Origin of the sequence: Bradyrhizobium iriomotense (genome assembly GCF_030160715.1) — a bacterium.
Taxonomy (GTDB): Bacteria; Pseudomonadota; Alphaproteobacteria; order Rhizobiales; family Xanthobacteraceae; genus Bradyrhizobium; species Bradyrhizobium iriomotense.
Window position 1 is genome coordinate 1 of record NZ_BSOW01000005.1, and the last position, 13,099, is coordinate 13,099.

Here is a 13,099-nt window from a genome sequence, read left to right on the forward strand (position 1 = left end):
CATCGAGCTTCCTTTTGCCGGTATCGATCCCGACACAGATCGTGGTACGCTTCGCCATCTTCGTCGATCCCTCCCTTGTGATGCGAACCTTGAGTTCGTTCAACCATTCGGGTCCCGATGAAGTGCCGATCGCGATCTTGCTACGCCTGACAGCCCTCAAGGCTTCGGTGGGTACCGATCCGATCGAACGGCGACCCAGCTCGGGCCGTCACCCGGGCTGGGCCATTCCTCACGGAACGGCACCATCATAAGCGATCGCGCTAATACAAGGGTGGGTTAGCGTCAGCGTAACCCACCACTTCTCTCGCAAGTGGGAAGCAAAGAGGTGGGTGCTTCGCTAACCCACTCTACGAAGCGCTCCTCACGCCACCGCGCTTTCCGGCACGTTCGCCGCCTCCATCGGCTGCTTGCCGCGGATCAGATCCGAGGCACGGTCGGCGATCATCATGGTCGACGCATTGAGGTTCGCCGAGATCATGCGCGGCATCACGGAGGCGTCGACAACGCGCAGGCCCTGGAGGCCGTGGACGCGGAGCTGGTCGTCGACCACCGCCCAAGTGCTCTCCGCCGGGCCCATGCGGCAGGTGCAGCCGGGGTGGAAGGTGGTGGTGCCGCGCTCGGTGGCGGCGTGCAGGAATTCGTCGTCGGTGTTGACGTTGGGGCCGGGGAAATCCTCGTAAGCGTAGTAGGGCGACAGCGGCGACGACTTCAAAAGCCGTCGCGCGAGCTTCATGCCGCCGACGATGACGCGGCGATCGAGCTCGGCGTCGAGATAGTTGGTCTGGATGATCGGCGGCGCGAAAGGATCGGATGAGCGGATGCGGACATAGCCGCGGCTTTCCGGGCGCTGCTGCCAGGAGGCGACGGTCATGCCGGGCTCGTCCTCGAGCTGGCCCTGCACGCCTTCCTTGTAGCTCGCCGGCGTAAAGGTGAGCTGGAGGTCCGAGCGATCGGGGCTCTCGCCGGAATACCAGAAGCAATAGACCATGGTCGGCGACAGCGACAGCAGACCGCGGCGCGCGGTCGCCCATTTCAGCGCCTCGACCCAGAGACGCCAGCCGCGGCGGAGTTCGTTGATGGTCTTGATGTCCTTTACCCGGGCCACAGTGCGTGGCGCGTAATGGTCCTGCAAGCCATCGCCGACCGGGAGCGCGTGGCGCACCGCAATGCCGTGCGACTGCAACAGATCGGGTGAGCCGACGCCGGAGAGCTGGAGGAGTTGCGGCGAATTATAGGTGCCGCCGGCGAGGATCACTTCCTTGTTGGCGCGCACTTCCGCGGCATGACCGCCGCGGCCGCCCTTCAAGTAGCGCACGCCGACCGCGCGCTTGCCCTCGAAGACGACCTCGGTCGCGTGCGCATGGGTATGCACATGCACGTTGGACCGCTTCATCGCAGGCTTGAGGAACGCGGTCGAGCCGGAGACGCGCAGGCCGTTGTCGATGGTGCGCTGGCAGTAGGACACGCCCTCCTGCGTCTTGCCGTTGTAGTCGGGGTTGCGGGGAATGCCGAGCGACACTGCGCCTTCCATGAAGGCCTCGCAGAGCGGATCGCGCCATTCCATGGTGGTGACAGTGAGATTGCCGTCACGGCCGCGATAGGTGTCGTCGCCCTCGCCGACCCGCTTCTCCAGCCGCTTGAAGTAAGGCAGCACGTCGGCATAGCTCCAACCGCGATTGCCCATCTGCGCCCAGGTGTCGAAATCGAGGTTCTGGCCGCGGTTGTAGATGTGACCGTTGATCGAGGACGAGCCGCCGAGCGTCTTGCCGCGCGGCGCGTAGATGCTGCGCCCGCCGGTCCAGGGCCCCGGCTCCTGCTGGTAGGCCCAGTTGATGCTCTTCATGTGGAAGGTCTTGATGAAGCCCGCCGGAAGATGGATGTAGGGATGCCAGTCGCTCGGACCTGCCTCGAGCACGCACACGGTCGTGCTCTGATCCTCGCTCAGGCGGTTGGCGAGCACGCAACCGGCCGAGCCGGCACCGACGATCACATAGTCGAATCTGTCCATCTTGCCTCGAACCGCGTCAGCGCGGCTTGTCGTTGAGTTGATATTGGAGATGCGTCTTCACTGTCGGCCATTCGGCGGCGGTGATGCTGTAGACCACGGTGTCGCGCAGCGTGCCGTTCGGCGCCACCTGGTGGCTGCGCAAGATGCCGTCCTGCCTGGCCCCTAACCGCTCGATGGCGCGCCGGCTCTGATGATTGAAGAAATGCGTGCGGAATTCCACGGCGATGCAGTTGAGCTGCTCGAAGGCATGGGTCAGCAGCAGCAGCTTGCACTGCGTGTTGAGCCGCCCGCGCTGCGCGCTCCTGGCGTACCAGGTCGAGCCGATCTCGACGCGGCGGTTGGTTGCATCGATGTTCATATAGGTGGTCTGGCCGACGATCTTGCCATCAGCGTCGAACACCGTGAACGGCAGCATGGAGCCCGCGGCCTGCAAGCCAAGGCGGCGGTCGATCTCCTTCGCCATGTTCTCGGGCTGGGGGATCGCGGTGTACCAGAGCTTGTAGAGCTCTCCGTCTTTCACGGCCTCCACCAGGGCGTCGCGATGCTGCTGCGACAGCGGCTCGAGCCGCGCATGCTCGCCGCGGAGGGTAATGGGATCAGGCCAGGGCATTGATGGTCTCTCCTTCGTCATTGCGAGGAGCCACCCGGTCCCGCCTTTGGCGGGCCGGATGACAGGCTCCGCGACGAAGCAATCCAGACTGTCTCCGCGGATGGATTTCTGGATTGCTTCGCTTCGCTCGCAATGACGGCTTGTCTCACTTATTCAAAAAATTCAACGGCAAACCGCCGCGCGGCCAGTCCATGGCGATCAGTTCGCCCTTGCCCGACAGCGTGATATAGGCGGTCTTGAGCTCGGGGCCACCGAAGGCGATGTTGGTGGTAACGCGGTCGCCGGTCGGGACCTGCTCGACCAGCCTGCCATCCGGCGCGATCACCGAGATGCAGCCTGAGACGAGCGTTGCGACACAGACATTGCCGTTTGCCTCGACCGCAAGCGAGTCGAACATCTGATAGCCGCCGAGCCCTGCGATCGGCTTGCCGCGCTCGCCGCGATAGATTACTTCGCGCGGCTTCAGGCTGCCGGGCGCTGCGAGCTCATAGGCCCACAGCCGCGCGGTCGGCGTCTCCGCGATGTAGACGGTGTTTTCGTCCGGCGACAGCCCGATGCCATTCGCCGGCAGCACGCCGTGCACGACCTCGACGATCTCGCTCATGCCGGGCTTGAGATAGTACATCCCGCCGACATCCATCTCGCGCGCACGACGCTTTCCGAGGTCGGAGAACCACAGGCCGCCATGCCGGTCGAAGACGAGATCGTTGGGACCGCGCAGAGCATGTTCACCGCACTTCGTCACCACCGTCTCGACTTTGCCCGACTGCAAATCCACGCGCTGGATCGAGCCGCCGAGATAATCATCGGGCTGCGGGCCCGGCATGATCATCTTGCCCGCCGGGATCCAGGAGAAGCCGCCATTGTTGCAGACGTACATCTTGCCGTCGGGGCCGAGCGCCGCACCGTTCGGCCCGCCGGGAATTTTTGCAACGATCTCTTTCCGTCCGTCGGGATAAACGCGTGTGAGCCTTGCCCCGCGGATCTCCACCAGTACGACCGAGCCGTCCGGCATCACCACCGGCCCTTCCGGAAATTCGAGGTCGGTGGCGAGAACGCGGACATCGGACATTTTGGCCTCCCGGTGGCTTGTTTTGGCTTGCACGGGAGATGTCGGCCCCGCACGCAAGATTTGCCTGCGGTTATGGCAAAGTCGCTCCCGCTTGCCAAGCAAGCGGCCGGGAATGCCAGCGTTGCGCTTTAAAGCGCGATGAGATTGGTCATCGCGCTTTAGGTTGTTGTTTGAGCATGATCTTTTCGGAAAACCGCTACACACTTTTCCGGATCATGCTCTACTCCTTCACCGGCACCCAGATCTCGAAGCCGCCATTGCCGGTCTTGGGATCGAACTTTTCGTCATAGCGCTCGAAGTTCGGCGCGTCGGCGGCCTTCAGGTGAGACGCCGGCAGCCACTGATTCCAGATCGTGTTGACGGTACGACGGATCGAGGCGACGTGGTCTGTGTGGGTGAACACCGCATAGCGCTGCTCGGGGATGCGGATGCGGCCAAAGCGGCGCGGCAGGTCGGAGAAATCGGCGACCTCGACGCCGGCGATATAGTCGAAATTGCCGGCATCGTCGCCGTTGCAGCAAACGCCATAGGCAACCTGACCAACGCGCGTGGGAATATCGGCGACGTCCTGGTGGAAGCGATGCCAGAGGCCTGGGATGGCGGCACCGTTGTCGCAGGAGATACGCTCACCGAGGCCGGCGACGAGGAAGGCCTTGGCGGTTTCGAAACGGGGCGGTGCGAGATTGTCGAGCATGGTGGAGTCCATGAGGATCGGCTCCTGAAGCTTGAGGTGTTTGACGCACGTCGCCGCCCTGACCGCCTCAGGTGTCACGCCGAAATGGTCGCGGAACGCGCGGGTGAAGGCTTCGTGGGAGCCGTAGTCCGCTTCCAGCGCCAGCGACAAAATGTCCGGCGCGCCGCGCGCGAGGCTACGAGCGGCCTCCGTGAGCCGCCGCGCGCGCACGTAGCGCATCACCGGAAAGCCGGTTGCCGCCGCAAACGCGCGCACCATGTGGAAGCGCGACACGCCGCCGATCTCGGCAATCTCGTCGAGCGTGAGCGGCTCGGCGAGATGGCTTTCGATGAACCAGAGTGCGCGGTGGGCTGGGTTCATGAACTAAGGGCCCTCATTCGAAGCGCGGCGACGGTGCGCCTCGCCGCCGCACCGCGCTTGATCGGCGTTGCTGTCGCGCCATCATGGAACCGATCCTTCGACCGGAAAGCATAGCGCCGCAACCGATGCTGGCAACATGGCGACATTCGCAGATAGACTGTGCACCCCGACGACGTCTCAAAAAAGCTGCCCACCAGAGGCAGCGGAGGAAGCACCATGAAGATTACCGATGTGCGGGCCCATCATATCCGGATTCCCTACGACGCCGGTGTCGCGAGCTTTCGGCAAGGCGCCTCCGCAATCACCGGCCTCGACATGGTGCTGGTCGAAGTTGCGACCGACGGTGGCCTGACGGGCTGGGGCGACGCCTTCGCCTATGTCTGTCCACGCACGACCTTGACCGCGGTCGAGGAGATGATCGCGCCCCAGGCGCGCGGCCTCGACGTTCCCGATGCCGCCGGCATTCCCGCCGTCATGGAGCAGATCCAGCGCCATCTGCACCTGTTCGGCCGCTACGGCATCACGATGTTTGCGATCTCCGGGCTGGATATCGCCTTGTGGGACCTTGCGGCAAAAGCCGAGGGCGTGCCGCTGCACCGGCTGCTCGGTGAGGCCAGGCGCACGAGGCTTCCAGCCTATGCGAGCCTGCTGCGCATCGGCACGCCCGACAACATCGCCGCCGAATGCGACAAGGCATTGCGCCTCGGCTATGGCGCAATCAAGCTGCACGAAACCACGACAGCTGCCGTGTATGCGGCACGCAAGGCGATCGGCGGCGACACCCCGCTGATGGTCGACATGAACTGTCCGTTGAGCGGTGAGCAGGCCATCGCATTTGCAAGAGAATGCCGGGAGGCTCGCCCGACGTTCCTGGAAGAGCCGGTCTGGCCGCCGGAGGATTTTGCAACTCTGGCCGACGTCCGCCGCCAGGGCGGGCTCGACATCGCCGCCGGTGAGAACGCTTGCACGCTCCATCAATTCCGCCAGATGATGGCGGCCGGCGCGGTCAGCCACGCCCAGCCCTCGGTGATCAAGGTCGGCGGCATCACCGAATTCACAGCGGTTGCAGCGGTCGCCGACGAGCTCGGCGTCAGGATCGTTCCGCATTCACCGTATTTCGGACCCGGCTTGCTGGCGACGCTGCATCTGATGTCGGTGCGCAGCGACGGCTTGGTCGAGATGTTCTACCTGAAACGGGCGGCGTGCCTCTGGCGCGGGGCCGCCGACACCGACAGCGACGGCAATATCACGGTGCCGCAAGGACCAGGGCTCGGATACGAGCCGGATCGCGACGTCATGGAGCAGCATCGCGTGGCGTGAGAGACCTTCAGTTTTGTAGGGAGGGTTAGCGGAGCGTAACCCACCACTTCTGTCGCGGCGGCAAAATGGTGGGTTACGCCTACGGCTAACCCAATCTACTTGTCCTTTGCGTCCTTCGCCGCCGGCGCGTCCTGCTTCTTCTTCAGATCCTCCGCCGTCTTCGTCTGCGCAGACTGGAGATCGCCGAGCGTCTTCTGCAAACCCGCCACCGTCGCTTTCAACGCTTCGATCTGGCGATTGGCGGCGTCGATCTTCTGCTGATGATCGAGGGTGAGCTTGGTCATCGTCTTCTGGAGGAAGTCGACATTGCTTTGCAGGCAGCTCGTCCGCCGTTCCCAGGTCTTCTCGACCGTGCAGATCTCGATGCCGGGAACATCCTGCGCGCGGACGCGTCCCGTTGACATCGTCACGAACAGCAAAATCGCGACACATAGCGAAGCATTCCGGCCGGGCATGCAGGTTCCTCATGGAAACGTCGATCACGGCAAATTGCGCAGACGGCGCGCGCTCCCACGACGATACCATACTGGCACCGCATTCTCGCGTTGAGCTTGAGCGGTTCCTCCGGGTGGAGGACTAACGACGGATGCGGAGAGTGGGGCGGCTCGACCCGCATCCTTTTTTGAGGGGAGATCATTGCGAATGGCGACGCGCGAAAGACGTCTGGCCGAATTCAATGGCGAGGGAGAACCACCGCCTGGCATGCCGGTCGAAGTGCTTTGCGAAGACCATAGTGGGACCTACACCCTGCCCTTTGCCTGCCGCTATGTCGGCGGGCGCTGGCAGAATCATGAGGCCGGCATCGCCGTAGAGGCGACGGTGATCGGCTGGCGCCTGCCCCGCGTGAAGCAGGCGGGCGTCGTGTAAAGACAGGAGACCTGTCTCAAAATGCGACGGGGCCCGGCCGTTCTTTAAGGTTCGGAACGCGGACCGAACGAATCGCGTCCGAATCAGCCGCCGGGCTCCGTTGTCGGCCTGTTCACCGCTAGATGTCGATGCGGCTCAGCATCGACGTACCAGATCAAGAAATGACGCGCGCGGTCAGAGCACCGCGGCAGGCGACAAAGGTTAATCGCGCCCTGCAAACGGGCAGCCCCCCGAAAGACTGCCTAATATTCGACCTCGAGCTCCTCGATCTCCGCCGGCTCCGCCTTGGCGGCCGCGATCCATTCGGCCATCTCGTCCATGCCCATGATGGTATCGGCATAGGCCTTGAGCCGCGGCTCGAGCTTCACGTCATAGGTCACGAAGCGCGTCACGACGGGCGCGTACATCGCATCTGCCATGGTGCGCTTCTCGCCGAACAGGAACGGACCGCCGGACTTTTCCAGGCAGTCGCGCCAGATCGCCCAGACGCGATCGATGTCGGCCTGCGCGCGCGACCAGATCTTGAAGCCGGGAAAATGACCCTTGAGGTTCACGGGCAGCGAGGCGCGCAGCGTGGTGAAGCCGGAATGGATTTCGCCGCAGATCGAGCGACAATGGGCGCGCTGGATGCGGTCGGCCGGTAGCAGCCCCGCCTGCGGCATCACCTCGTTGAGATATTCGGCGATCGCCAGCGTATCCCAGACGGTCGCGCCTTCGTGCCGCAGGCACGGCACCAGGATCGAGGAGGACAGCAAGAGGATCTCGGCGCGCGCGGACGGGTCATCGGGCGCGGTGACGATCTCCTCGAAATCGAGCCCTGAGAACTTCGTCAAAAGCCAGCCACGCAGCGACCAGGACGAGTAGTTCTTGCTGCTGATGGTCAGTGTCGCTTTCGCCATATGGCCTTTCCTCACGCCTGAATTCCTGACGACGTCGCCCCGGTATGCGCGATGCCTACAGTTTGTGCTTCCCCGTATTCCACAGCAAGCGACATGCCAGTTTTCAGGGCGAATTGACTCGAATCTGGCGTCGATATTGCATGGTGGCTTGGGTCAGGGTGGGCGTTTCAGTAATGATGTCGATGTATTATCAGGCCTTTCAGAACCAGATGGATCTGACGGAGCCATGGCGGGCGGGGGCTTCGTCTGCCCTTAAATATCTCAATCTGGTGCCCCAGGGGATGTCGCACGCCCTCGTCGGCCGGCTGTCGGCTGCGCTGGAGCTGATCTCGCGCTCCACCATCACCTATGATCGCCCGGCCTATGGCATCGACAGCGTGATGGTGGGAAATCGCGAGGTCGGTGTCCGCGAGGAGATCGCCTATGCCACGCCGTTCGGTTCGCTGCTGCATTTCAAGAAGGACGATGGGCCCGAGCAGCCACGCATGCTGCTGGTCGCGCCGATGTCCGGCCATTTCGCCACGCTGCTGCGCGGCACCGTGAAGACGCTGCTCCAGGACCACGACGTCTACATCACCGACTGGCACAATCCGCGCGACATCCCGCGCAGCGAAGGCCGCTTCGGCCTCGACGACTACACCGAGCACCTCATCGACTTCCTCGCTCAACTCGGGCCGCGCCCGCATATGGTCGCGATCTGCCAGCCCTCGGTTTCCGCCCTCGCGGCCGCCGCGATCATGTGCGAGGACAATCATCCGGCGCGACCAGCGACGCTGACGCTGATGGCCGGCCCGATCGACACGCGCGTGCAACCGACCAAGGTGAACGAGTTCGCCAAGAGCAAGCCGATCACCTGGTTCGAGCGCAATCTGATCAACTACGTGCCGGTGCAATGCCGCGGCGCATTCCGCAAGGTCTATCCTGGCTTCGTGCAGCTCACGGCCTTCGTGTCGATGAACCTCGAGCGCCACATCAAGCAGCATCTCGACCTCGCCAATCACATCGCCAAGGGCGAGAAGGAGAAGGCGGCGACCATCAAGACCTTCTACGACGAATATTTCGCGGTGATGGACCTGCCCGCAGAGTTCTACATCGAGACCGTGCGCGACGTCTTCCAGGAGCATCTCCTGCCGCTCGGCAAGATGACCTATCGCGGGCGCCCGGTGAACCCGAAGGCGGTCAGCCGCATGGGCCTGATGACGGTCGAGGGCGAGAAGGACGACATCTGCTCGATCGGCCAGACGCTCGCGGCGCAAGATCTCTGCACCGGCGTGCGCGCCTATCGCCGCGTCCATCACATGCAGGCCGGCGTCGGCCATTACGGCGTATTCTCGGGCAAGCGCTGGAATAACGAGATCTATCCGCTCCTGCGGGATTTCGTGCACGTCAATTCGTGAATCGCCTGCGCCGTTAGCCCCGATGGAGCGAAGCGCAATCCGGGGACTGCAGCCTCGTGGCGCGTAATCCCCGGATTTCGCTGTCCTGCATCTGGGCTACAATCCCACTTGGCATCGTCCTTTCTGGGGAAACTCCGCCGCTTGGCATTCTCAAAATTTGACCGGCGTCGGCCGGAAGCGGACTCTGTCGCCCAATTTGGCCCGCGAGCACTTCAGGAGAGCGGCCGGCGTCCGTCCGTTCTGCGGCAGAAGTCGTTGGTAGTATGAGACCATGAAACTCAGGGGGCTTCTGACGCTCGCGATGGCCGCGCAGGCCATGTTGACCGCGATTGCTCTTCTTGCGTCCTATGCCGCGACCGGCCTGCACGCGTTCGGCATCGCTCAACTCCTGGCCTTCCTGGCCAGCGGCGTCATCGCCCTGCTGCTCGCGCATACCTGCACACGCGCAATTGAGAAGTCGCAGACCAAGCGCACTGCGGCGCAGGATGCGGATCAAGCGGAGACACGACGGTCGCTTGCGGACAGCGCACGGCAAACGCAGGCGGTGATCCGGACCGCGCTCGACGCTTTCGTGCAGACCGATCAAGATGGCATCGTCGTCGCCTGGAGCCCGCAGGCCGAGGCGCTGTCCGGATGGACGCGAACCGAGGCGGTCGGCGCCGACGTCGTCGAGCTGGTGGTTCCGGGGCCGCTCCGCGCCGCCTTCCGGCAGCGCATGAAGCGTCGCCTGAGCGAATTGTCGGAAACCCCGATCGGCATGCGCTTCGAAGCGATCATGGTCCACAAGAGCGGCGACGAGATCCTGATCGAGGCGTCGAGCACCGGCTTGCGTCTCGGCGATCGCACCATCGTCAATACTTTTGCAAGGGACGTCACGGCGAAGCGCGTCGCCGAGGAGCAGCTCATCCAGGCCCAGAAGATGGAGGCGGTCGGCCAGCTCACCGGAGGCATCGCGCACGAGTTCAACAACATGCTCACCGTCATCACGGGGACGATCGAGATCCTCGCCGATGCCGTGAAGGACAGCCCGCACCTTTCAACCATCACCAAGCTGATCAGCGAGGCGGCCGACCGCGGCGCGGCGCTGACCTCGAGCCTGCTATCGTTTGCGAGGAAGCAGGCTCTGCAACCGACCGAGATCGACGTCAACGAGCTGGTCGAAGAAGCCACCCGACTCGTGCGAGCGACGTTCGACAAGCAGATCGAGATCACGACAAGGCTCGATCGCGAGGTCTGGCCGGCGCTGGTCGACCGCGGACAGCTCTCCTCTGCGCTGCTCAACCTCGCGATCAATGCCCGCGACGCGATGCCTGCGGGCGGCAAGCTCACGCTGAGAACGCGCAACGTCGTGCTCGGCGTGCGCGAAGCCGCAACGGTCGGCGTCGGCTATGTCGGCGACTATGTCGAGATCAAGGTCACCGACACCGGCACCGGCATTCCGCAGTCCATCCTCGACCGGATCTTCGATCCGTTCTTCTCGACCAAGGAGGTCGGCAAGGGAACGGGGCTCGGGCTCAGCATGGTGTTCGGCTTCGCCAAGCAGTCCGGCGGCAGCATCAAGGTCGTTTCCGAGGAAGGCTACGGCACGACGTTCAAAATCTACCTCCCCAAGGCCGACACGCGCGCGCGGCGCACGGCGGGCGAGGACGCTCGCAAGGTGCCGGGCGGTCACGAGACCATCCTCTGCGTCGAGGACGACCGCGACGTCCGCAACTACGTCACGGTCCAGCTCGAGAATCTGGGCTACAAGGTCATCGCCGCCGCCAATGCTGCCGAGGCGCTCGCGATCGCAGCGGAGGGTGCGCAATTCGACCTACTGTTCACCGACATCGTGCTGGCCGGCGGCATCAACGGACGGCAGCTCGCCGAACAGATGGTGGCCTCGCGGCCGTCGCTGCGCGTCCTCTTCACCTCAGGCTACGCCTATGACTCGCTCTACGCGCAGGGACGCGCGGGGCAAGGCGCGCCGCTTCTGACAAAACCCTACCGCAAGACAGAACTGGCGCGCATGCTGCGCCGCTGCCTCGACACGGCCGTCGATTCCGTCGGCGATCCGATCCCCACGCCCTATTCCGTCGAGGCGGAGCGCGATCGCTTCCTGCGCAAGCAGCCGTCCGAAGATTATCCGCCGCGAGGGCGCAAGCGGGACTGAGCTATGGATCGACAGACCAAGGCCACGCTGTGGATCGCCTTCATCGTGATCACCTCGTATTTCGTGTGGTTCTATCTCGACTGCGCGATGGATGAGGCCTGCCATTTCGTCTGCGAAGGCAACGGCCGCCGCGGCTGCCACACGCAATGGACGTCGGATACGGGCAAGCCTTAGCAGCAAGCCGCCCTGATCATCGCAATCACAGCGACGCGCTGCTGCAATCCTGCTCGGCGGGCAGCTCGTCGGCGTTCGGATCGCCGGGCGCCGTCGCCCAGGCGAGCTCGACGAGCGTGACGATTCTCCGCCCTGTGCCGTCGAGCTGGCAGACGATCAGGCCCTGCTCCTCGATATAGGTGAGAAGGCGCTGCGCCCGACGCAGCGAGTGCGAGCCATAAGCACGGGCAATCGCGGCATCGCCCGGGCACGGCCAACCCTCCTTGGCGGCGCGGGCGATCATCATGAAGACGCCCTGCATATCCTCCGGCAGGATGGAGGCGCGGAGCGACACATCCTGCCACGCGTCATCCTCCGCCATATCGGTCGCAAGGCCGGCGCGGGCGCGCGTCAGCATGCGGCGGAATTCGCCGAGGTCCGGCGCGGCTGAACCAAGCCCTTCGATGCGGCAGCGGACCACGAACTCCTGATAGAGCACGCCGATCGCGCGGAAGCCGGCATCGGGCTCGGCCAGAATGGCGCGCAGGATGCGGTCCAGGCGCTCGCGCCGCTCCGCCAGCTCCTCGGCGCTCGGCTGCTGCTCCACCGTTTCAGGGCGGATCTCCGGCGCCGCCGACTTTGCCGCCATGAGTTGGCCGAGCAGGTCAGGCGCCGGCCGGCGCTGTGGCCGGTTCGCCTCGGGCGGCGGGGCGGCGAGGATGATGGCGCGCGCGTCCTCCAACGTCGCTTCCGGCAGCGGCAGGAGCCGTGGGGTCGCATTGCGGGGCTTCGTCTCGGTCGCACCGATGCGCAAGCCGAGGGGACGGCGGGAGAGCGCCGGGCCGAGCGCCATGAACTGTCCGCGCTCCAAATCGCGGAATGCGTCGGCCTGTCGTCGCTCCATGCCGAGCAGATCGGCGGCACGCGCCATGTCGATGTCGAGGAAGGTCCGGCCCATCAGGAAATTGGATGCTTCGGCCGCGACATTCTTGGCGAGCTTTGCCAGCCGCTGGGTTGCGATCACCCCGGCCAGCCCGCGCTTGCGGCCGCGGCACATCAGGTTGGTCATGGCGCCGAGCGAGAGCTTTCGCGCCTCATCCGAAACCTCGCCTGCAACCGCCGGCGCGAAGAGCTGCGCCTCGTCCACCACCACAAGCATCGGGTACCAGTGGTCGCGCTCGATCTCGAACAGCCCGCCGAGGAAGGCGGCCGCACGGCGCATCTGATTCTCTGCGTCGAGCCCCTCGAGATTGAGCACGGTGGAAACGCGATGGATGCGTGCGCGCTCGCCGGCGACCTGGAGGCCCCGCTCGGTGTGATCCTCGGCCTCGATCACGAGGTGGCCGAATTGCTCCGCCAGCGTGACGAAGTCGCCTTCGGGATCGAGAATCGCCTGCTGCACCCAGGGCGCGCTCTGCTCCAGGAGCCGGCGCAAGAGATGGGACTTGCCGGAGCCGGAATTGCCCTGCACGAGAAGGCGAGTCGCCAGCAGTTCCTCGAGGTCCAGGGTCGCCGGGGCGCCTGCCGTCGTCTGCCCCATCTCGATCGCAACCGTCATGTCCCGACT

Annotated in this window: 13 protein-coding genes; 6 read left to right on the forward strand and 7 right to left on the reverse strand. The window is 64.4% G+C overall.

The annotated features are described in order from the left end of the window. Positions 1-251, forward strand: a 251-nt coding sequence (locus tag QQL28_RS08610; protein WP_284263651.1) for a hypothetical protein, incomplete at its 5' end; no start/stop codon positions are given. A 110-nt stretch (positions 252-361) separates the two neighbouring features. Here the strand turns inward: QQL28_RS08610 and QQL28_RS08615 are convergent. The 4 genes from QQL28_RS08615 to QQL28_RS08630 form a co-directional block, all read right to left on the reverse strand. After that, on the reverse strand, positions 362-2,008 hold the full coding sequence (locus QQL28_RS08615) for a GMC family oxidoreductase (RefSeq protein ID WP_284263654.1): 1,647 nt from the start codon (positions 2,006-2,008) through the stop codon (positions 362-364). 16 nt (positions 2,009-2,024) lie between these two features. Then, positions 2,025-2,618, reverse strand: coding sequence for a GNAT family N-acetyltransferase (locus tag QQL28_RS08620; RefSeq protein WP_284263656.1), 594 nt, complete (start codon positions 2,616-2,618; stop codon positions 2,025-2,027). A 145-nt stretch (positions 2,619-2,763) separates the two neighbouring features. Then, positions 2,764-3,690 carry an SMP-30/gluconolactonase/LRE family protein gene (locus tag QQL28_RS08625; RefSeq protein WP_284263658.1) on the reverse strand — a complete coding sequence of 309 codons (927 nt, stop codon included), beginning with the start codon at positions 3,688-3,690 and terminating at the stop codon, positions 2,764-2,766. Positions 3,691-3,910: 220 nt separating this feature from the next. Beyond that, the gene (locus tag QQL28_RS08630; RefSeq protein ID WP_284263660.1) at positions 3,911-4,744 is read right to left on the reverse strand and encodes an AraC family transcriptional regulator; all 834 of its coding nucleotides are present in this window, start codon (positions 4,742-4,744) and stop codon (positions 3,911-3,913) included. A 216-nt stretch (positions 4,745-4,960) separates the two neighbouring features. On the opposite strand from QQL28_RS08630, the gene QQL28_RS08635 reads away from it, so the two are divergent. After that, positions 4,961-6,064, forward strand: coding sequence for a mandelate racemase/muconate lactonizing enzyme family protein (locus tag QQL28_RS08635; RefSeq protein WP_284263663.1), 1,104 nt, complete (start codon positions 4,961-4,963; stop codon positions 6,062-6,064). 95 nt (positions 6,065-6,159) lie between these two features. Here QQL28_RS08635 and QQL28_RS08640 read toward each other — a convergent pair whose 3' ends face one another. Beyond that, complete coding sequence (locus tag QQL28_RS08640; RefSeq protein WP_431309587.1) at positions 6,160-6,468, reverse strand: hypothetical protein; 309 nt, start codon at positions 6,466-6,468, stop codon at positions 6,160-6,162. Positions 6,469-6,706: 238 nt separating this feature from the next. Here QQL28_RS08640 and QQL28_RS08645 point away from each other — a divergent pair, with 238 nt between their 5' ends. Then, complete coding sequence (locus QQL28_RS08645; protein WP_284263668.1) at positions 6,707-6,931, forward strand: hypothetical protein; 225 nt, start codon at positions 6,707-6,709, stop codon at positions 6,929-6,931. Positions 6,932-7,173: 242 nt separating this feature from the next. Here the strand turns inward: QQL28_RS08645 and QQL28_RS08650 are convergent, their stop codons facing one another. Next, positions 7,174-7,830 carry a glutathione S-transferase family protein gene (locus tag QQL28_RS08650; RefSeq protein ID WP_284263670.1) on the reverse strand — a complete coding sequence of 219 codons (657 nt, stop codon included), beginning with the start codon at positions 7,828-7,830 and terminating at the stop codon, positions 7,174-7,176. Positions 7,831-8,003: 173 nt separating this feature from the next. Between QQL28_RS08650 and QQL28_RS08655 the strand changes: the two genes are divergently transcribed. The 3 genes from QQL28_RS08655 to QQL28_RS08665 all read left to right on the forward strand — a co-directional run bounded on the left by QQL28_RS08655 (position 8,004) and on the right by QQL28_RS08665 (position 11,553). Next, positions 8,004-9,227, forward strand: coding sequence for a polyhydroxyalkanoate depolymerase (locus QQL28_RS08655; protein WP_284263672.1), 1,224 nt, complete (start codon positions 8,004-8,006; stop codon positions 9,225-9,227). 271 nt (positions 9,228-9,498) lie between these two features. Then, complete coding sequence (locus QQL28_RS08660; RefSeq protein ID WP_284263674.1) at positions 9,499-11,379, forward strand: ATP-binding protein; 1,881 nt, start codon at positions 9,499-9,501, stop codon at positions 11,377-11,379. A gap of 3 nt (positions 11,380-11,382) precedes the next feature. Further along, positions 11,383-11,553, forward strand: a complete 171-nt coding sequence (locus tag QQL28_RS08665) for a hypothetical protein (RefSeq protein WP_284263680.1) — start codon at positions 11,383-11,385, stop codon at positions 11,551-11,553. 25 nt (positions 11,554-11,578) lie between these two features. Here the strand turns inward: QQL28_RS08665 and QQL28_RS08670 are convergent, their stop codons facing one another. Beyond that, a complete protein-coding gene (locus tag QQL28_RS08670) occupies positions 11,579-13,090 on the reverse strand; it encodes a helicase HerA domain-containing protein (protein WP_284263682.1) in 1,512 nt (503 codons plus the stop codon). Positions 13,091-13,099: the final 9 nt, after the last annotated feature.

What these genes read in the sequence shown, in the direction of transcription:
- QQL28_RS08650 (WP_284263670.1), bottom strand. Translation starts at nt 7,830, where the DNA reads ATGGCGAAAGCGACACTGACCATCAGCAGCAAGAACTACTCGTCCTGG.
- QQL28_RS08635 (WP_284263663.1), top strand. Translation starts at nt 4,961, where the DNA reads ATGAAGATTACCGATGTGCGGGCCCATCATATCCGGATTCCCTACGAC.
- QQL28_RS08660 (WP_284263674.1), top strand. Translation starts at nt 9,499, where the DNA reads ATGAAACTCAGGGGGCTTCTGACGCTCGCGATGGCCGCGCAGGCCATG.
- QQL28_RS08630 (WP_284263660.1), bottom strand. Translation starts at nt 4,744, where the DNA reads ATGAACCCAGCCCACCGCGCACTCTGGTTCATCGAAAGCCATCTCGCC.
- QQL28_RS08665 (WP_284263680.1), top strand. Translation starts at nt 11,383, where the DNA reads ATGGATCGACAGACCAAGGCCACGCTGTGGATCGCCTTCATCGTGATC.
- QQL28_RS08615 (WP_284263654.1), bottom strand. Translation starts at nt 2,008, where the DNA reads ATGGACAGATTCGACTATGTGATCGTCGGTGCCGGCTCGGCCGGTTGC.
- QQL28_RS08620 (WP_284263656.1), bottom strand. Translation starts at nt 2,618, where the DNA reads ATGCCCTGGCCTGATCCCATTACCCTCCGCGGCGAGCATGCGCGGCTC.
- QQL28_RS08670 (WP_284263682.1), bottom strand. Translation starts at nt 13,090, where the DNA reads ATGACGGTTGCGATCGAGATGGGGCAGACGACGGCAGGCGCCCCGGCG.
- QQL28_RS08640 (WP_431309587.1), bottom strand. Translation starts at nt 6,468, where the DNA reads ATGTCAACGGGACGCGTCCGCGCGCAGGATGTTCCCGGCATCGAGATC.
- QQL28_RS08625 (WP_284263658.1), bottom strand. Translation starts at nt 3,690, where the DNA reads ATGTCCGATGTCCGCGTTCTCGCCACCGACCTCGAATTTCCGGAAGGG.
- QQL28_RS08655 (WP_284263672.1), top strand. Translation starts at nt 8,004, where the DNA reads ATGATGTCGATGTATTATCAGGCCTTTCAGAACCAGATGGATCTGACG.
- QQL28_RS08645 (WP_284263668.1), top strand. Translation starts at nt 6,707, where the DNA reads ATGGCGACGCGCGAAAGACGTCTGGCCGAATTCAATGGCGAGGGAGAA.